The sequence below is a fragment of the Sphingobium chlorophenolicum genome (assembly GCF_000722875.1).
Taxonomy (GTDB): Bacteria; Pseudomonadota; Alphaproteobacteria; order Sphingomonadales; family Sphingomonadaceae; genus Sphingobium; species Sphingobium chlorophenolicum.
Map to the genome: position 1 here is coordinate 14,104 of NZ_JFHR01000042.1, position 18,487 is coordinate 32,590.

The following is an 18,487-nucleotide window of genomic DNA, read 5'->3' on the forward strand; positions in this document are numbered from 1 at the left end:
AGCGGTGCTATCCCGCCGCTTTCGCCAGTCCCTTCGACAATTGCAAAGCCCCGTTCAACCGCGCTCCCGGATCGGCCCAGGCCCGGTTCACCACGATCTTGCTGTCCGGCCGCAGCCGCGCCACGCCGTTCAGGCGCTGAATATAAGCGACCAGATTTTCCGGCTTGGGGAAGCGATCCTCGAAGAAGCTGACCAGCGCGCCCTTCGGCCCCACATCGATCTTGGCGATGTTGGCGGCGACGCAATTCTGCTTGATCTCGATGACCTTGAACAGATTTTGCGTCGGCGCGGGCAGCTTCCCGAACCGGTCGATCAGTTCCGCCGCAAAAGCCTCCAGCCCCTGCCGGTCCTCGACCTCGTTGAGGCGGCGGTACAGGCCCATGCGCAGGTCGAGGTCGGGTACATAATCCTCCGGAATCAGGATTGGCGCATCGACGGTGATTTGCGGCGAGAAGCTCTCCCGCTTCTCGATCCCGGCGCCGCCCGCCTTGGCCTCCAATATCGCATCCTCCAGCATCGACTGGTAAAGTTCGAACCCGACTTCCTTGATGTGCCCGGACTGCTCATCGCCCACCAGATTGCCCGCGCCCCGGATATCCAGGTCATGCGAGGCCAACTGGAACCCAGCCCCCAGCGTATCCAGATCGGACAGCACCTTCAGCCGCTTTTCCGCCGTCTCGGTAATCACCCGGTTCGCGGGCGTGGTGAAATAGGCATAGGCCCGCGTCTTCGACCGGCCCACCCGCCCACGAAGCTGATATAATTGCGCCAGCCCGAAGCGATCCGCCCGATGGATGATCAGCGTATTGGCGGACGGAATATCCAGGCCGCTCTCCACGATGGTGGTCGACAGCAGCACATCGTACCGCTTGTCGTAGAAGGCCGACATCCGTTCCTCGACCTCGCCCGCCGCCATCTGGCCGTGGGCGACGATGGGCTTCACCTCCGGCACTTCGGTGCGTAGGAATTCCTCCACCTCGGTCAGGTCGGCGATGCGCGGCACCACGAAGAAGCTCTGCCCGCCGCGGTAATGTTCGCGCAGCAAAGCCTCCCGGATCACGACCCCATCCCAGGGCATGATGTATGTCCGCACCGCCAGACGGTCGACCGGAGGCGTCTGGATGACGGAAAGCTCGCGCAGCCCGGACATCGCCATCTGCAACGTCCGGGGGATCGGCGTCGCCGTCAGCGTCAAGACATGGACGTCGGTCTTGAGCGATTTCAGCCGCTCCTTGTGCGTCACGCCGAACCGCTGCTCCTCGTCCACGATGACCAAGCCAAGCCGCTTGAATTCCAGCCCCTTCGCCAGCAGCGCATGGGTGCCGACCACGATATCGACGGTCCCGTCGGCAAGGCCCGCCTTCACGGCCTTCGCCTCCTTGTCCGGCACCAACCGCGACAGGCGGCCGATATTCACCGGAAAGCCCCGGAAGCGTTCCTCGAAATTCATATGATGCTGCCGGGCGAGCAGGGTGGTCGGGCAGATCACCACCACCTGCATTCCCGCCATCGCCGCCACGAAAGCGGCCCGCAAAGCGACCTCCGTCTTGCCGAACCCGACATCGCCGCAGACCAGCCGGTCCATCGGCCTACCCGCGCTCAGATCCTCGATCACATCGCCGATGGCGCGGTCCTGATCTTCCGTTTCCTGATAGGGGAAACGGTCCACGAAGGCCGGATAACCGGCGCTGTCCGGTTCCGCCACGGTCGCCGCCCGCAAGGCCCGTTCCGCCGCCGTCTTGAGCAATTCGCCCGCAATCTCGCGGATGCGCTCCTTCATCCGGGCCTTGCGCCGCTGCCACGCCTCGCCGCCCAGCTTGTCGAGGCTTACGCCCTCGCTGTCGGAGCCATAGCGGGAAAGAACCTCCAGATTCTCCACCGGCACGTACAGCTTGTCGCCGCCCGCATATTCCAGCGCCACGCAGTCATGCGCCGCCTTGGCCACCGGAATCTGCGTCAGCCCCTCATAACGCCCGATCCCATGGTCCATATGCACCACCAGATCGCCAGGCGAGAGCGTAGCCAGCTCCTGCAAAAAGGCGTCGGCATTCTTCTTCCGCTTGGCGCGCCGGACCAGCCGGTCGCCCAGCATGTCCTGCTCCGTCAGCACCGCCACGTCAGGCGCGGCAAAGCCATGGTCCAGCGGCAGGACGGTCAGCACCGTGCTGCCCCCGGCGGCGATTCCCAATGCCTCCTGCCAGCTATCCGCCGCCGCGATCCGTTTCAGCCCATGATCGGCCAAAAGCCCCGAAAGCCGCTCCCGCGCACCCCCGGAATAGCTGGCGATCACGACCTTCTTCTTCGCCCGCTGCAACGACGCGATATGCTTGCCCACAGCCTCATAGACATTGGCGTTCTGCGCCCGCTCCGGCGCAAAATCACGCGGCCCGTCGACGGCGAAATCGATGACGGAGGCGCTTTCCGGCTCATGAAAGGGCGTGGTGGCGTGCATGGGCCATTCGTGAACCAGCCCGTCCCATTCCGCGCTGTCCAGATACAGCGCCGCCGGCTCCAAAGGCCGATACGCCCCCGGATCGGAGGATTTCGCCTGCACCCGGTTGGCGTGATAATCCCGGATCGCCTCGAACCGGGCCTCCGCCGCGCCCGCCACGCCATGGTCCAGCACCACGATAGTGTCGTCGCCCAGATGTTCGGACATCGGCACCAGCCGTTCCTCGAACAGCGGCAGCCAATGCTCCATCCCCGCCAGCCGCCGCCCGTCGCTCACCGCCTGATAAAGCGGATCGCCCGTCGCCGTGGCCCCGAACGTCTCGCGATAGCGACCGCGAAACCGTTTGATCGTCTCCTCATCCAGCAAAGCTTCGGACGCGGGCAGCAGCGTGAAGCCATCGACGCTGCCGCTGGTCCGCTGATCGGCGGGGTCGAAGCGCCGCACCGTCTCTATCTCATCGCCGAAGAAATCGAGCCGCAAGGGCTGTTCCTCGCCGCCGGGAAACAGGTCGACAATGCCGCCGCGAATGGCGAATTCGCCCCGGTCATGAACGGTATCCGTCCGCACATAGCCGTTGGCCTGCAACATTTCCGCCAGCCGCGAAATCGCGATCCGCTCCTTGGGCGCGAGCTTCGCCACCAACTGCCGCACGCGAAAGGGGGTGAGCGTCCGCTGAGTCAATGCATTGAGCGTCGTCAGGACAAGCTGCGGTCCCTTGGGCTTGCCCTGCAAGGCATAAAGCCCCGCCAGCCGCGCCGAAGCCGACCTGAGCGAAGGACTGGCCCGGTCATAGGGCAGGCAGTCCCAGGCGGGAATTTCGACGATCTCGATCTCCGGCGCGAAATAATGCGCCGTGTCCGCCACCGCCCGCATAAGCTGCTCATCGGGCGCCACGAACAGCGCCCGCCCAGAACCGGAACCGGCTGCGGCCCGCGCGATGTCCGCCAGCAACCAGGGCTGAAACCCGGCGGGAACCCCCGAAAGGGTGACCGGGGAGGAGGCTTTGAGAATCTTGAGAAGGTCGGTCATCGGTTACTCAGTCCCCCTCCCGCAAGCGGGAGGGGTTAGGGGTGGGCATTGCAACGGCAGTGGTGCAGGCGTACCCACCCCGCTGCGACTAACCTCGCCTGCGGCTCGGCAAGTCTCGCTGCCCCTCCCGCCTGCGGGAGGGGGCGTGAGGTCACTTCTTCCCGATCTCTACAAAATCCATCTTCGCGAACTGATCCCACATCGGTCCCCGCCATTCATCCGGCAGCGGCAGCGTCCCCAAGGCCCAGGCCATGATGTCCGCGTCCTGCTCCTCGATAAACCGCTCGAACCAATCGAGTTCCTCTTCGCCCCACCCGGCATGATAGCGGTCGAAAAAACCGCCCACGGCCAGATCCGCTTCCTTGATGCCACGATGCCAGGCCCGGAATTGCAGGCGTCGGATGCGGGGGTCTTCGTTCACAATTTGTTCCTTAGGCGAACATGCCGAAATCACCGATCGGATGTTTGAACCACCGTCCCGGCTGGGCTAGAGGAAGGGCCATAGCCATGCGACCCGACATCCTCAACCCACTCTTCACCGAAATCGAAGCGCTCAAGGGCGTAGGCCCGGCGCTGGCCAAACCGCTGGAGCGGCTGGGCCTCGCCCGCGCCGTCGACGTGGCCTTTCATTTGCCGGTCAGCTTCATCGACCGCCGCATGGTGGACGAACTGATTCTCTCCGACTCCGGCCGCGTCATCGGGATTCAGCTCACCCCGACCGACTATCACGCCTCGGGCAGCGCCCGCGCCCCCTTTCGCGTCATCGCGCAGGACAGGCACGGCAACAGCGTCGCGCTGGTCTATTTCGGCCGCAACAGCGCCTGGCCGCGCAAGCTGTTGCCGCTGGGCGAACCCAAATTCGTCTCTGGCAAGCTGGAGGCCTATGGCGACAATCTCCAGATCGTCCATCCCGACTATGTCCTCCCGCCGGAGGAAGCCGCCACCATCTCGGCCCGCGAGCCGGTCTATGGCCTTTCCGAAGGCCTCACCAACAACCGCCTGCGCGATCTGGTCGCCCAGTCGCTGAGCCGCGCTCCGGACCTTCCCGAATGGATCGAACCCAGCCTGCTCGCCCGCAAGGGTTGGCCCGCATGGCGCGAAGCGCTCACCCGCATCCACGCCGACCCCAGTGACGCCCAGGCCCGCGAACGGCTGGCCTATGACGAAATCTTCGCGGGCCAGCTTGCGCTGATGCTGGTCCGCCAATCCTCCCGCAAGCGCAGGGGGATGCCCATCGCCGGGGACGGCCGCCTGCGCGCCATGCTCCAACTGCCCTTCGCCCCGACCGGCGCGCAACGCCGCGCCTTTGGGGAGATTGAGGGCGACATGGCCCAACCCGTTCCCATGCTCCGCCTGCTGCAAGGCGATGTCGGGTCCGGCAAGACGCTGGTGGCGCTGATGGCGCTGCTCAACACGGTGGAAGCTGGGGCGCAGGGCGCGCTTCTCGCCCCGACCGAAATCCTCGCCCGCCAGCATTATGAGACGCTGCGTAAAATGGCGTCGGGCCTGCCCGTCACCATCGCCATCCTCACCGGTCGGGAAAAGGGCAAGACCCGCGAATCCACCCTGATGGGCTTGGCGGACGGCAGCATCGACATACTCGTCGGCACCCACGCCATCTTTCAGGAGGCGGTGCGCTACAAGAATCTCGCCCTCGCAGTGATCGACGAACAACATCGTTTCGGCGTGGCGCAACGCATGATGCTCGCCGCGAAGGCCGAACGCGCGCCGCACCTGCTGGTGATGACCGCCACCCCGATCCCGCGCACCCTGACGCTCACTTATTATGGCGAAATGGACGTTTCCCGCCTGGACGAGATGCCGCCGGGCCGTCAGCCGATCCAGACCGTCGTCATGTCCGCCAACCGGCTGGAAGAGGTGGTCGAGGCGCTGGCCCGCCATGTGAAGGGCGGCGGCCAGGCCTATTGGGTCTGCCCGCTGGTCGAGGAAAGCGAAACCAGCGACCAGGCGGCTGCCGAAGCCCGCGCCGAAATGCTGAAGATGCGCTTCGGTCCATTGGTCGGCCTGGTCCATGGCCGCATGAAAGGCCCGGAAAAGGACGCCGCGATGGAGGCCTTTGCCTCCGCCCGCACGAAAATCCTTGTCGCTACCACGGTCATCGAAGTCGGCGTGGATGTTCCCAACAGCAGCCTCATCATCATCGAAGGGGCGGAGCGCTTCGGTCTGGCGCAACTTCACCAGCTTAGGGGCCGGGTGGGCCGGGGCCAGAACCACAGCGTCTGCATCCTGCTTCGCGGTGGTGCTTTGAGCGAAACGAGCCGCGCGCGTCTGGCCTTGATGCGCGAAACCAATGACGGTTTCCGCATAGCCGAGGAAGACTTGCGCCTGAGGGGAGCGGGCGAAATCCTCGGTACGCGCCAATCGGGGGAACAGCAGCTTAAACTGGCAACACCCGAACATCTTTCGGCCTTGCTGGATTCGGCAAGAGACGACGCTCATCTCCTGATTGACAGGGACGGGGGCCTGACCGAAGCTAGGGGGGAGGCGGCCCGGACCTGCCTCTACCTCTTTGAACGCGATGCAGCGGTAGGTTTGCTCCGCAGCGGTTAGCTGGTCCGATATAATATCGGGCTCATGCGAAGGCAGGAACCCATCAGGGTGGTTCGGAATGCCGGGAAATGGCTAATAGCTGCCATTAATTCCTCCCTACGCGCAGCGTGGGGAGGGGGACCGCTCGCGAAGCGAGTGGTGGAGGGGAATTTCGGAGGTCGTGCTCCATTCCCCTCCACCAGCCTGCGGCTGGTCCCCCTCCCCATCTCTCGATGGGGAGGAACAGGATAGGTGCGCTCTTCGCCCAAGGAATTCCCCGCCGGCGAAACCATCCCGTCCCCATGTCGTTGCAAATCCATGCAACCCGACATCAGCCTTCACCACGTCACGCCCTTGGCGGCAATCTCCATTGCCCTGTCGGTCGTGGTCGCCTTTCTGTTCCACCGGCTCGCTTATTGGCTGGGCACGCGCATCGTCCGCCGCATGAGGATCGAGCCGGTGATCCTTCCCGCCCTCTATCACCCGACCCGCTGGCTGATCGTGCTCATGACCCTGGCGGCTGGAGTCCAATCGCTCACCTTCAGCGCAAAGGTCGAAGCCATCTGGTCGATAGCCTCGAAAATGATCTTCATCCTGCTGATGGGCTGGCTGATCCTCTCGATGATGCGGGCCGCCCGCATCATCCTGGAGCGGCGCAGCGACATCACGGTCGAGGACAATCTCAAGGCCCGCCGCCAGCATACCCGCATCCGCATCCTCTACCGCGTGGCGCAGTGCGTCGTCGGTTTCCTCATCATCTCGCTGATGCTGATCGTCATTCCCGGCGTCCGCACCGTCGGCGTCACGCTGATGGCCTCGGCAGGCCTTGCGGGTCTCGCGGTAGGCGCCGCCGCCCAGCCTGCGCTCAAGAATCTGATAGCGGGCATCCAGATGGCCTTTTCCGAACCGATCCGCCTGGACGACGTGCTGATCGTGGAGGGCGAATGGGGCAGGGTGGAGGATATCAAGCTGACCTATGTCGTGGTCCGCCTCTGGGACGACCGCCGCCTGATCGTCCCGGTCTCCTATTTTCTGGAAAAGCCCTTCCAGAACTGGACGACCAAAACCTCAGACCTGCTCGGCACCGTCTTCCTCTATGTCGATCCCGCCGCCGACATAGAGCCGATCCGCGCCAAATTCATCGAAGCGGTTCAATCCAACAGCCGCTGGGACGGCCGCGTCGCGATATTGCAAGTCACTGACCACCGCGCCGACGCGCTGGAACTGCGCGGCCTGCTGAGCGCTCGAAACGCGGGCGTCGCCTTCGACCTGCGCTGCGAAGTGCGCGAAGCCATGATGAATTTCCTGCGCACGCAAATGCCGCAGGCGCTGGTCCGTTCGCGCCAGCGGCTGGAGGCAGGGGAGGGTTTTACCAGGCCGTCTGCCGTGGCGGAATGAGCGAAAGCATCGCGTCATAGGTGCGCGGGTCGATCCTCTCGCGAAATTCGACGCCGATCCGGCCTTCCTCGGCCCAGCGCACTTCCCCGGCCTGTTCCTTTACGACGGGCAGCCAGACCGTCACCCGCTCGCCGATCCCCAGTTGCGCCTCGGTCCGGCACATCAGCCCCAGTGCCGAAATATTGATGATGCGCACCCCATGGCTTCGCCCCTGCGCCGTGACATGGCTGACCATGTCGACCAGATCGCGCTGGACGCGCCGCTGGTTGACCGAAGGATCACGCGACCGATTGAGATGCGCAAGGCTGGCGAACATCGAAGACATGCCCGACAGGCTAAGATGAGGAAGATAGAGTCTTCCTTACCTTATATGGTTAAGGCCGGATTGACGCTCTTTTGATTTCAGGCGGTTACCAGCCCATGCTTCTTCGCGCCGAAGCTGAGCTTGTCGCCCGCCTTCAGCGCCAGGGCCGGGTCGCTGACCACCTCGCCATTCACCCGGATCGCACCCTCCGCCAGCTTCCGCCGCACTTCCTTGTTCGATGCGGCAAAGCCAAGGGCGGTCGTCCCCTGCACGACGTTCAACCCTTCCGCGCCAAGGCTCACGGTCGGCAGATTCGCGTCCGAAGCGCCTTCCTCGAAGGTCTTGCGCGCGGTTTCCGCCGCCAGCACGGCCGCGTCGGCTCCACGGCAAAGCGTGGTCGCCTCATTGGCGAGGATCTTCTTCGCCTCGTTGATCTCCGCCCCTTGCAGCGAGGCCAGCCGCTCCACCTCGTCCATCGGCAGATCGGTGAAAAGCCGCAACCGGTTCGCGACATCGGCGTCGGCGGTGTTCCGCCAGAACTGCCAATAATCATAGTTGGAAAGCTGGTCTTCGTTGAGCCACACCGCGCCGCCCACGGTCTTGCCCATCTTGGTCCCGTCCGCATTGGTCAGCAGCGGCGTGGTCAGCCCGAACACCTGCGTCCCGTCCACGCGCCGGGCCAGCTCCACCCCGTTGACGATATTCCCCCACTGGTCCGATCCGCCCATCTGCAAGCGGCAGGCCGACCGCCGCGACAGTTCCAGGAAGTCATAGGCCTGAAGGATCATATAGTTGAATTCGAGGAAGGAGAGCGACTGCTCCCGGTCCAGCCGCAGCTTCACCGAATCGAAGCTCAGCATCCGGTTGACCGAGAAATGCTGGCCGATGTCCCGCAGGAACGGAATATATTCCAGCTTGTCCAGCCATTCCGCATTGTCCAGCATGATCGCGTCGGTCGGCCCGTCCCCGAATGTCAGGAACCGCTCGAACACCCGCTTGATGCTCGCGACATTCTCCGCGATCAGATCGGTGGTCAGCAGCTTGCGCGCCTCGTCCTTGAAGCTGGGATCGCCGATCTTGCCGGTGCCGCCGCCCATCAGCACGATCGGCTTGTGTCCGGCCTTCTGCAACTGACGCAGCATCATGATCGACACCAGATGCCCGACATGCAGCGAGGGCGCGGTCGGATCGAAACCGATATAGCCCGGCACGATCTGCCTGGCGGCCAGCGCGTCCAACCCCTCCGCATCGGTCAACTGATGAATGTAACCGCGCGTTTCGAGCAGGCGGAGCAGATCGGAGGAATAGCTGGTCATAGTGCCGCGCCCTGTAGCATCGGCTCACCGACACGAAAAGGGCTTCATGGGGCAAGCTGATCCTACCCTGTTCGGGCTGCGCTTGTCGAAGCCCTCCACTTCTTTAAAGAAGGAACGGTCGCAGCCCGGACGGAGGAAATGGAAAATGCTGGCAATAGGCCTGATGTCGGGCACCTCCCGCGACGGCATAGACGCGGCCCTGATCGAAACCGACGGCGAAGGCTCGATCAAAGCCGTCGCCTTCCACGCCATGCCCTATCATGACGGTTTCCGCCTCCGCCTCGCCGAAGCCTGCCAGCGCGCCATGACCATGGAAAAGCCCGGCTTCGAACCCCTGATCCACGCGGTCGAGGAGGAACTGACCGAACTCCATGTAGAGGCCATTGCCGACCTTCTCGCCCGCACCGGCCATGTCACGCAGGACATTGCCGTCATCGGCTTCCACGGGCACACGGTCGCGCACCGTCCCGAGCGCCGCTGGACCTGGCAGATCGGGGACGGCGCAGCGCTGGCGGGCGCGTTCGGCATTCCGGTCGTGGCGGACCTGCGCAGCGCCGACGTCGCCGCGGGAGGGCAGGGCGCCCCGCTGCTCCCCGTCTATCACCGCGCTTTGGCGCACGATCTGCCCAAACCGGTCGCCGTCCTCAATCTGGGCGGAGTCGCCAACATCACTGCCATCGCCTCCGACGGAGAGATCGTCGCCTTCGACACCGGTATGGCGAGCGGCCTGATCGACAATTGGATGCAGACGCATGGCGATCGCAGCTTCGATGAAGATGGCGCAACGGCCGCGACCGGCCGGATTGCCGAAGCCCGCCTCGAACGGATGCTTTCAGACCCGTGGTTCGCCGTGGCCCCGCCGAAGAGCATTGACCGCGAAGCCTTCACCATCGAAGCCGCGCGCGGCCTATCGCTGGAGGATGGCGCGGCCACCCTGACGGCCTTCTCCGCTGCGGCTGTTGGAAAGGCGCTCGATCATCTGCCCGAACGCCCGACCCGCATCTACGCGGCGGGCGGCGGTCGCCACAATGCCACGCTCATGCGGATGCTGGCGGCCTATACGGGCGCGGAGGTCCGCCCGGTGGACGAACTGGGCTGGGACGGCGACGCGCTGGAGGCGCAGGGCTTCGCCTATATGGCCGTCCGCCATCTGAAAGGCCTGCCGATCAGCTTCCCCGGCACCACCGGCGCGCCGCAGCCCCTGACCGGCGGAGTCCTCTTCGAACCGGCCTGATCGCATCGCGCTTGCAATTGACCGTTGCAAGGCGCGCATATCGACAGTCGATCACGTCCGTTGGTCGCCCATTCTGCACATATCGTCCGATGATCGGCGGAGATGAACGCCTGTATCGATCATCTCGTCTCTCCATCCTACCGTAAATCAAGATGAATTTCGGCCGATGATCGGATCGTCGTCTCGGATATCATCGCACTAATTCTTTCGGTCGATTTCGCATGCGACCGAAATCGGCGACATGAAAGGCGGGTCTTCGAACCGGAAGGGCCCAGGGGCGTCACATCATAGGAGAGTCGCAGTGACCAGATTTATTCTTCCCCTCATCGGCCTTGCCGTTTTGGGCGCGGCCACGGGCGCGCAGGCCCAGGACAGCAACGTGAAGGGGACACTTCAGGACAGCAATGTGAAGGGAACCCTTCAGGACAGCAATGTCAAAGGCGTCCTTCAGGACAGTAATGTGAAGGGCACGCTGCAGGATGCGCAGGGCGCCGCGACGGCGGCGCAAGACGCGCGTGCCGCGTCGACCGAAGCCCGCTCCTCCGCCGCTGAAACCCGCCGCGCCGCGCAGGATGCCCGCGCCAATGCGGGCGCGGCCCGCGAAACGGCCACGTCCGTCAAGGAAAGTACCCGCTCCACCCGCGGAAGCTGACCGCAAGCGAAGCATGAAGAGCGAGGGCGGGCCCGGCAAGGGTTCGCCCCGCTTGGCATATGGAGGGGACATATATGAAGGGGACCATGATGCTGGCCGCCGCCGGCATGGCGATGGCGGCAGGCGCTATGCCCGCCCTGGCGCAAATCGCGGCGCAAAGCGGCCCACAAACCGCCCAGGCCGAAGAACCGTCCACAGGCTTATCGACAGCCTTATCCACAGGCGGCGGCCTGACCGCGATCACCGGCGTCGATTACAGCAGCGGCGATTATGGCACCGGCTCCGACACCCATATACTGGTCGTGCCGATGAGCCTGCGTTACCGCACCGGCCAACTCCGTTTCACCGCGACCCTGCCATGGCTGCGGATCAACGGATCGTCCGCGATCGTCGGCAGCGGATCGGGCGGCGTCATCATCGATCCGAACGCGCCGCGCACCACTCGCAGCGGCCTTGGCGATCTGACGCTGGGCATCGGCTATCAGATTCCCGAAGAGCAGCTCGGCTTCGGTCTCGACCTTTCCGCCCGGGTCAAGCTGCCCACCGCCTCCCGCTCCAGGGCGCTGGGCACCGGCAAGACCGATGTGGCGGTCGCGGCGGAAATCTCCAGGAGTTTGGGCGCCATCACGCCCTTCGCCAATGTCGGCTACCGCATGCCGGGCGACCCGTCAGGGCTGGACCTGCACAACGCCTGGACGGCATCGGGGGGCGCGAGCGTGATGCTGGGCAAGTCGGCGCTGATCGCCTCCTATGATTATCGCGAGTCCACCAGCGATTTCGCCCGCGATAGCCAGGAACTGTTTGGCGCCTTCAGCAGCCCGGTCGCGGAAAAGCTGATCTTCACCCTCTACGGCACCGCCGGGCTCAGCCAGGGCGCCGCCGATTATGGCATAGGGTCGATGGTCAGCGTGAGATTCTAGGCCGCGTGGACGAATTCGGAATGTCGGGAAATGGCCATGGCGGACATCAATTCCTCCCTACGCGCAGCGTGGGGAGGGGGACCGCCGCCGAAGGCGGTGGTGGAGGGGAAATTTGGAGGTCGCGCCCCATTCCCCTCCACCAGCCTTCGGCCGGTCCCCCTCCCCATCTATCGATGGGGAGGAATAGGATAGGTCTACTTCCCACCCAAATCACTCAGTCCGGCGAGTCTTGAATTCATCCACGCCGCCTGGAAACCAGATCAGCCCAATCCCATTTTCACCGCTTCCGCGTCAATTCCCGCATCGCGCCGTCGATTCCCTCGATGGTCAGCGGATACATGCGTTCGTTCATGATCTCGCGGATCATCTTGATCGACTGGCTATAGCCCCAATGCGCCTCCTGCGCGGGATTCAGCCAGACCGCCGCCGGATAGGTATGCAGCACCCGGCTCAACCATGTCGCGCCCGGTTCCTCGTTCATATGTTCGACCGATCCGCCGGGATGGCTGACCTCATAGGGGCTCATCGCCGCGTCCCCGACGAAGATCACCTTATAGTCATGCCCATATTTGTGCAGCACGTCCCAAGTCGGCGTCCGTTCCGAAAAGCGCCGCCTGTTATCCTTCCACACGCCTTCATAGATGCAGTTGTGGAAGTAGAAGAATTCCATATTCTTGAATTCGCTCGTCGCCGCCGAAAACAGTTCCTCGCACAGCTTGATGAACGGGTCCATCGACCCGCCCACGTCCAGGAACAGCAGCAGCTTCACCGCATTGTGCCGCTCCGGCCGCATGCGGATGTCCAGCCAGCCCTGCCGCGCCGTCCCCCGGATGGTCTCTTCCAAATCCAGTTCGTCCGCCGCGCCCTCCCGCGCAAAGCGCCGCAGCCGCCGCAGCGCGACCTTGATATTGCGGGTGCCCAATTCCTTCTGATTGTCCAGATTGGCGAATTCGCGCTTTTCCCACACTTTGATGGCGCGCTTATGCTTGCTCTCGCCGCCGATCCGCACGCCTTCGGGATTGTAACCGCCATTGCCGAAGGGGGATGTGCCGCCCGTGCTGATCCACTTGTTGCCGCCCTGATGGCGGCCCTTCTGCTCCTCCAGCCGCTTCTTCAGCGTCTCCATGATCTCGTCCCAGCTACCCAGCGACTTGATCTTCTCCATCTCCTCGGCGCTCAGGAACTTTTCCGCCACCAGCCGCAGCCATTCCTCCGGGATTTCCGCCTCGACGCCTTCCGCGCCCAGCACGCCCTTGAACACGCGGGCAAATACCTGGTCGAAGCGGTCGATCAGCCCTTCATCCTTCACATAGGTCGCGCGGGCGAGATAATAGAAGTCCTCCGGCCGCTGCCCGACCACGTCGCGGTCCAGCGCCTCCAGCAGCAACAGATGTTCCTTGATGCTGACGGGAATGCCGGCAGCACGCAGCGCGTCGAGGAAATTGAGCATCATAAGGACACCCTTGTCCGCCAGCTTGGCCCGCGATGCAAGCTCTGGCGCGTTGTTGGAATGTTAAGTGTTGCAATGCATCGTTAACAAGGCAGTATCCATATTGGGCGGAATAGGGCAGCGATCATTGGAAAACGGGGATTTGTTGACCGACCTGGGGGAAAGATCGGGCGACATCGCATTGCAATGCAGCGAAACGGCGGGCTTCCTGGGGGAGCTTACGCTGCGCATTCAGGCCGATTCAGCGCATCTCGGCGAACTGCAATCGACCATGGAAACGCTGGCGGTCAGCCAGAATGAAAGCGTGCTGGCGGCGCAGGAACTCAGCCTTACGGCACGTCGGGCGGGAACGATCATCGCCCAGGGGCACGAAACCATCGGGCGTTCGCTGGGGCAGATCACCGAACTCATCGAAAATGTGACCGGCCTGGAAGGACATTTGCGCCAGTTTCTGGACGTCATCGAAACGGTGGGCGACATTTCCGGCCAACTCGGCGCCATTGCCCGCCAGACCCGTCTGTTGGGCGTCAACGCTGCGATAGAGGCGGCGCGGGGTGGGGAGGCGACCCAGGGCTTTGCCGTGGTGGCGGACGAAATCCGGCGTCTGGCGGGGCAGGCGGGGGAGTCCGCCGCGTCCGTCGGCGACAAGCTGGGCCAGCTAGACCGCGACGCGCGCCAGTTGATCGGCGGGGTGGAGGCCAATATCCTGCGCGGCCGCGATGTCGGTTCCCATATCGACACGCTGCGGATCAGCATGGCCGAAATCGCATCGCTGGTGACGCAATTCGGCGATCGGTCCGACACCATCGTCACCTGCACCGATGAGGCGGACGGCGACGTGGCGGCACTGCGCCAGGGCCTTGCCCGGTTCAGCCGGTCCGCGACGGAAAGCGCCACCCGCGTCGAAACCGCCCGCAGCCAGTTGGAGGGGCTGGAGGGGATGGCGAACGACATGCTCAACACCGCCGCCCATGGCGGCCATGTCACCCGCAACAGCCGCTATATCGCCATGGCGGAAGAAGGCGCAGAGGAGATGCAGGCGCTGATCGGGCGGGCGCTGGCCGAAGGGCAACTGGACATGTCCAGCCTGTTCGATACCGCCTACCGGCCGCTTCCCGGTTCCGAACCGCCGCAATATGAAAATGGCTTCACCGCCTTTGCGGACCGCTTCGTGCAGCCTTTGCTCGACCGGCGGACGGCGGAGGACGGCGCCATCGTCGGTTGCTGCCTGATCGACATGAACGGCTATCTGCCCACCCATATCAGCGCCCGCAGCCAGCCGCAGCGGCCGGGGCAGGCGCGCTGGAACATGGAACATGCGCGCAACCGCCAGATATTTATGGACGGCCAGACCCGCCGCGCGTTGGATGGGGAGGGGGACTTCTTCCTCTTCACCTACCGCCAGGATCTGGGCGAGGGCCGCTACCGCGCCCTGCGCAGCGTCTTCGTGCCGCTGACCTTCGGCGGACGGCGCTGGGGGCTTTACGAGGTCGGCTATCTGATCTGAATTATGGGGCGGTTTGTCCCGATTTCAGAAGTATGTCCAAAAAAAACTGCGTCATGCTGAACTTGTTTCAGCATCCATTTCTCCCCACGAACGGGTGTGGCCGAGGCGCAATGGATGCTGAAACAAGTTCAGCATGACGAAAGGCAATCAATCCACCGTCAATAGTCCATGAGGTAAGATCGATCGGCTAACGCAGCTTCGCGTCCGCCGTCCGCACCGTCACATCGCCATTGGCGGCATAATCGGCGATGGCCCCCGCCTGAGCGGTCTGCGGGTCTTTTCCGTCTAGTATCTGGGCGATCTGCCGGGCGCTAGGCACCTTGTCATAGACGCCGTAGAGATCGGTCTGCCCCACCGAATGGATCGACAGCCGATAGCCCCGGCCCGCCTTGGCCGGATCGAACGCGACCACTGTCCCCGCATCGTCCACCGGCACGATGATCGCGCCATCCGCAATGCCCGCCTGCTGGAGAATGTCGTAGCTGCCGTCGGCGGTATCGACCTTGCCCCGCACGCAAAGCAGTTCCCGCCCTTCACGCGGCAGGGAGATATCGACCGGCTCGGCAACGGTCCGCGCCGTCAGCCGGGCATCGCCGCCGTCATCCGCCGGGCATGCGGCAAGCCGCGCCGGTTTCGTCGCATGAAGCGAGGCGGGATCGTCGAACGTCAGTCCCGCCACCATGCCGTCCAGCCCGGCCAGTACTTCCTTGCGCCGCTCGGCGGGTCCGGTGACGCGCAGCTTCACCAGCCATCGCCCCGCATGCAGGAAGGCGGCGGCGGTGGTGAGCGCCCCGTCCGCCGCATCGTCATAGATGGCGCGGATCGCGCGGTCGGCCTGTCCCGCCACGGCCACGCTCGCATAGGCGGTGCGGCGGGTTTTTGCCCCGAAACGCTCCATCACCGCCTTGTCCGTCATATAGGCGGCCAGGGACGCGTCGGCATAGCTGGGCAGATAGATATAGAGCGTCGCCTGGATCGCGCCGTCGTCCGACAGATATTGCGCGTAATTGTCGATGCCCTTGCCGCCGTTGGAAACCTCCCCGCTCTTGGAGAGCGACAGGCCCGCCACGCTTTGCGGCATGGCGATCCCCGCGGCGTCGGCGCGCAGGGCGGTGGCGGTCGGCGTCCAGGCTTCCCGTTCCCCGGCGGCGCGCGCGAACGCGGGCGCTGACACGGATAGGGCCAGCACCGCCGATAAAAGGGACAACGCGCATTTGGGCATTGGCATCCTTCCCATATTCACGACCGTCTTTGCGCGGCTTTGAATGTAAGAAGGAAAGTTGAGCCGAAATGCAGGCCCTGCGCAAGCGGGCTTTTAGGCGACCGGTGGAATTTGTGCCGGATAATGGGGCAGTTCCGGGTCCAGATGCGCCCAATGCGGCGCCGCATCGGTCCAGATGACGGCCTGAGGCCCCAATATGTCCGGATCGTCCAGCGCTCCGGCCCGGATAAAGGTTAGATGCGAACGCGATTCGGCCACGCTGAACAGAGGCGTCCCGCATTCGGGGCAGAAACCGCGCCGCATCGCATTGCCGCTGTCGGCGGTGCTGTGATGCCAGCGCACCTCGCCCGTGACGGTCATCCTGTCGGAAGGGAAGCAGACATTCACCGTCCCCGATCCGCCGCCCAGATATTGGCAGAGCCGGCACCAGCACATGCGCGCCGCCATCGGCTCCGCGTCGATGCTGACCCGCACCTGTCCGCACAGGCATCCGGCTTGATGGGGCATGGGCTTGGCCTTTCCTGTTCGCCTGGGCAGCTTGTCGATTTGGGCGGAGAGCGGACCTATCCTATTCCTCCCCATCGTTAGATGGGGAGGGTCGAAGAGAGGCACGTGACTCTCTTCGACGGCCGCAGGCTGGTGGAGGGGAAATACGCAGGTCGCGCCATTTCCCTCCACCATGCTTCGCATGGTCCCCCTCCCCACGCTTCGCGTAGGGAGGATCAAGAGCCTCCAAAGCCTGGCCGTTACCGTCCCTGCCGTCTCGACATGAAGGCCAGGCGTTCGAACATCATGATGTCCTGCTCATTCTTGAGCAGCGCGCCGTGGAGCGGCGGGATCGCCTTGGTCGGGTCGCGGTCCTGCAACACGTCCAGCGGCATGTCCTCCGCCAGGATCAGCTTCAGCCAGTCGAGCAATTCGCTGGTCGAAGGCTTTTTCTTGAGGCCCGGCACCTCCCTGATTTCATAGAATATCTCCAGCGCGCGGCTGACCAATATCTTCTGGATGCCGGGGAAATGCACGTCGATGATCGCCTGCATCGTCTCCCGGTCGGGGAATTTGATATAGTGGAAGAAGCAGCGGCGCAGGAAGGCGTCCGGCAGTTCCTTCTCGTTGTTGGAGGTGATGACGACCACCGGCCGCTCCTTCGCCGCCACCGTCTCGCCCGTCTCATAGACGTGGAAGGCCATGCGGTCGAGTTCCTGCAACAGGTCGTTTGGGAATTCGATGTCGGCCTTGTCGATCTCGTCGATCAGCAGCACGGGCAGGGTGGGGGAGGTGAAGGCCTCCCACAATTTGCCCTTGCGGATATAGTTGCCGATGTCGTGAACGCGCTGGTCGCCAAGCTGGCCGTCGCGCAGCCGGGCCACCGCATCATATTCATACAGGCCCTGATGCGCCTTGGTCGTCGACTTGACGTTCCATTCGATCAGCGGAGCGTTCAGCGCCTTGGCGATTTCCTGCGCCAGCACGGTCTTGCCCGTGCCCGGTTCGCCCTTCACCAGCAGGGGGCGGCGGAGCAGCACCGCGGCGTTGACCGCCACCTTCAAATCGTCGGTGGCGACATAATCCTGGGTGCCTTCGAACCGCATATGCTTGCTTCTCTTCCTGCCTTGACTGGCCCAACTATGGCAAAGCAGGGGAGGAGCGCAAAGCCTTTATGCGCGATTGAGGACTTGATCCTTGCCGGCGCGAATATTGGCGCGGGCCTGAAGCACGTCCCACAAGCCGCGATGCTGATTGAGCAACTGGCGCGCCCCGAACAGGATGGCGCGGTCGATCGTGTCGTCCCCGCCGATTTCCCGCGCCATATCCAGCGTCGCCGCCCGCTCCGGAAGGTCGCAGACATGGGGTTCCAGCCCGACGCGAATCGCGGCGATGTCCAGAACATGGCGTACCGCCCGCCAATCGAGCACTAGCGCAATGGCCGCGCCCATGGCGCAGCCGCGCCGGTCCGACTGGGCCAGCATGTCCAGCGCATGGCGCTGCTGGCTGACGACGGTTTCGCAATCGCTCTGTCCCGCGGTGCTGGGCGCGGGGCCGACCGCAACCGTCACCTGCGTCAGATAGGCCCGCTCCCGCGCAAAGGCGTCCGCCGCCTGGATCAGCCAGTTTCTGGCCGCATTGTCGGCGGATCGGGTGGCGGCATGGTCGATGACGCCGGGATGACGCCCATGCAGCAGGCAGAGATAATAGGCCGCGTCCGCCAGGTCGGGCAGGGACAAGGTCGCATTCGGCCCAAAGCTGGTCCGCGCCCCACCGGGATGGCTATGGCCAGCCGATCCGTCGGCGGCCACCACGGCCTCCAGAATCTGCGATACGTCGCCAAATTGGTAGCGCGGTGCTGCTTCGCTCATCGTCTTCCCCTGCGCGCGCCGGACAACCGGCGGAGCCTCATTCCGCGAAATTAGAGAGACGAGGTAAAAGAGGAGTTTACGCCACCAAAAAAGGGC

The 18,487-nt window shown here is 64.1% G+C and carries 15 protein-coding genes; 6 read left to right on the forward strand and 9 right to left on the reverse strand.

What is annotated here, in order from left to right:
- Positions 1-7: 7 nt before the first annotated feature.
- Positions 8-3,481, reverse strand: a complete 3,474-nt coding sequence (gene mfd, locus BV95_RS16090; RefSeq protein ID WP_037454160.1) for a transcription-repair coupling factor — start codon at positions 3,479-3,481, stop codon at positions 8-10.
- 151 nt (positions 3,482-3,632) lie between these two features.
- Complete coding sequence (locus BV95_RS16095; protein ID WP_037454162.1) at positions 3,633-3,902, reverse strand: FAD assembly factor SdhE; 270 nt, start codon at positions 3,900-3,902, stop codon at positions 3,633-3,635.
- A gap of 86 nt (positions 3,903-3,988) precedes the next feature.
- Between BV95_RS16095 and recG the strand changes: the two genes are divergently transcribed.
- Together recG and BV95_RS16105 are read left to right on the forward strand one after the other, a co-directional pair.
- Positions 3,989-6,052 (forward strand): ATP-dependent DNA helicase RecG, encoded by a 2,064-nt coding sequence (gene recG, locus BV95_RS16100; protein ID WP_037454165.1) that lies wholly within the window; start codon positions 3,989-3,991, stop codon positions 6,050-6,052.
- A gap of 297 nt (positions 6,053-6,349) precedes the next feature.
- Entirely contained in the window at positions 6,350-7,429 is a 1,080-nt protein-coding gene (locus BV95_RS16105; RefSeq protein WP_037454168.1) for a mechanosensitive ion channel family protein, read from the forward strand.
- Here BV95_RS16105 and BV95_RS16110 read toward each other — a convergent pair.
- Both BV95_RS16110 and tyrS read right to left on the reverse strand, forming a co-directional pair.
- The gene (locus BV95_RS16110; RefSeq protein WP_037454172.1) at positions 7,401-7,754 is read right to left on the reverse strand and encodes a PilZ domain-containing protein; all 354 of its coding nucleotides are present in this window, start codon (positions 7,752-7,754) and stop codon (positions 7,401-7,403) included. The two genes, BV95_RS16105 and BV95_RS16110, sit on opposite strands and share 29 nt — an antisense overlap.
- A gap of 77 nt (positions 7,755-7,831) precedes the next feature.
- Complete coding sequence (tyrS, locus tag BV95_RS16115; RefSeq protein WP_037454175.1) at positions 7,832-9,049, reverse strand: tyrosine--tRNA ligase; 1,218 nt, start codon at positions 9,047-9,049, stop codon at positions 7,832-7,834.
- A 145-nt stretch (positions 9,050-9,194) separates the two neighbouring features.
- Here tyrS and BV95_RS16120 point away from each other — a divergent pair, with 145 nt between their 5' ends.
- The 3 genes from BV95_RS16120 (at position 9,195) to BV95_RS16130 (ending at position 11,855) form a co-directional block, all read left to right on the forward strand.
- Positions 9,195-10,283 (forward strand): anhydro-N-acetylmuramic acid kinase, encoded by a 1,089-nt coding sequence (locus BV95_RS16120; protein ID WP_037454178.1) that lies wholly within the window; start codon positions 9,195-9,197, stop codon positions 10,281-10,283.
- A gap of 301 nt (positions 10,284-10,584) precedes the next feature.
- On the forward strand, positions 10,585-10,935 hold the full coding sequence (locus BV95_RS16125) for a hypothetical protein (protein ID WP_037454181.1): 351 nt from the start codon (positions 10,585-10,587) through the stop codon (positions 10,933-10,935).
- 74 nt (positions 10,936-11,009) lie between these two features.
- Positions 11,010-11,855, forward strand: coding sequence for a transporter (locus tag BV95_RS16130; protein WP_037454257.1), 846 nt, complete (start codon positions 11,010-11,012; stop codon positions 11,853-11,855).
- A gap of 277 nt (positions 11,856-12,132) precedes the next feature.
- On the opposite strand, the gene BV95_RS16135 is transcribed toward BV95_RS16130, so the two are convergent.
- Positions 12,133-13,308: a vWA domain-containing protein gene (locus BV95_RS16135; RefSeq protein WP_037454184.1), complete on the reverse strand. Its 1,176-nt coding sequence runs from the start codon at positions 13,306-13,308 to the stop codon at positions 12,133-12,135.
- 139 nt (positions 13,309-13,447) lie between these two features.
- Here BV95_RS16135 and BV95_RS16140 point away from each other — a divergent pair, with 139 nt between their 5' ends.
- The gene (locus BV95_RS16140) at positions 13,448-14,812 is read left to right on the forward strand and encodes a methyl-accepting chemotaxis protein (RefSeq protein ID WP_174544470.1); all 1,365 of its coding nucleotides are present in this window, start codon (positions 13,448-13,450) and stop codon (positions 14,810-14,812) included.
- A 187-nt stretch (positions 14,813-14,999) separates the two neighbouring features.
- On the opposite strand, the gene BV95_RS16145 is transcribed toward BV95_RS16140, so the two are convergent.
- The 4 genes from BV95_RS16145 to BV95_RS16160 all read right to left on the reverse strand — a co-directional run bounded on the left by BV95_RS16145 (position 15,000) and on the right by BV95_RS16160 (position 18,391).
- Entirely contained in the window at positions 15,000-16,034 is a 1,035-nt protein-coding gene (locus tag BV95_RS16145) for a hypothetical protein (protein ID WP_037454191.1), read from the reverse strand.
- 93 nt (positions 16,035-16,127) lie between these two features.
- On the reverse strand, positions 16,128-16,541 hold the full coding sequence (locus BV95_RS16150; protein WP_037454194.1) for a GFA family protein: 414 nt from the start codon (positions 16,539-16,541) through the stop codon (positions 16,128-16,130).
- 239 nt (positions 16,542-16,780) lie between these two features.
- Positions 16,781-17,626: an AAA family ATPase gene (locus tag BV95_RS16155; protein ID WP_013846495.1), complete on the reverse strand. Its 846-nt coding sequence runs from the start codon at positions 17,624-17,626 to the stop codon at positions 16,781-16,783.
- A 66-nt stretch (positions 17,627-17,692) separates the two neighbouring features.
- Positions 17,693-18,391, reverse strand: a complete 699-nt coding sequence (locus BV95_RS16160; RefSeq protein WP_037454198.1) for a DUF6975 family protein — start codon at positions 18,389-18,391, stop codon at positions 17,693-17,695.
- Positions 18,392-18,487 lie beyond the last annotated feature (96 nt).

Excerpts from the sequence above, each read along its gene's own strand:
- mfd (WP_037454160.1), bottom strand. The coding sequence starts at position 3,481 with ATGACCGACCTTCTCAAGATTCTCAAAGCCTCCTCCCCGGTCACCCTT.
- recG (WP_037454165.1), top strand. The coding sequence starts at position 3,989 with ATGCGACCCGACATCCTCAACCCACTCTTCACCGAAATCGAAGCGCTC.
- BV95_RS16105 (WP_037454168.1), top strand. The coding sequence starts at position 6,350 with ATGCAACCCGACATCAGCCTTCACCACGTCACGCCCTTGGCGGCAATC.
- BV95_RS16110 (WP_037454172.1), bottom strand. The coding sequence starts at position 7,754 with ATGTCTTCGATGTTCGCCAGCCTTGCGCATCTCAATCGGTCGCGTGAT.
- tyrS (WP_037454175.1), bottom strand. The coding sequence starts at position 9,049 with ATGACCAGCTATTCCTCCGATCTGCTCCGCCTGCTCGAAACGCGCGGT.
- BV95_RS16120 (WP_037454178.1), top strand. The coding sequence starts at position 9,195 with ATGCTGGCAATAGGCCTGATGTCGGGCACCTCCCGCGACGGCATAGAC.
- BV95_RS16130 (WP_037454257.1), top strand. The coding sequence starts at position 11,010 with ATGAAGGGGACCATGATGCTGGCCGCCGCCGGCATGGCGATGGCGGCA.
- BV95_RS16135 (WP_037454184.1), bottom strand. The coding sequence starts at position 13,308 with ATGATGCTCAATTTCCTCGACGCGCTGCGTGCTGCCGGCATTCCCGTC.
- BV95_RS16145 (WP_037454191.1), bottom strand. The coding sequence starts at position 16,034 with ATGCCCAAATGCGCGTTGTCCCTTTTATCGGCGGTGCTGGCCCTATCC.
- BV95_RS16150 (WP_037454194.1), bottom strand. The coding sequence starts at position 16,541 with ATGCCCCATCAAGCCGGATGCCTGTGCGGACAGGTGCGGGTCAGCATC.
- BV95_RS16155 (WP_013846495.1), bottom strand. The coding sequence starts at position 17,626 with ATGCGGTTCGAAGGCACCCAGGATTATGTCGCCACCGACGATTTGAAG.
- BV95_RS16160 (WP_037454198.1), bottom strand. The coding sequence starts at position 18,391 with ATGAGCGAAGCAGCACCGCGCTACCAATTTGGCGACGTATCGCAGATT.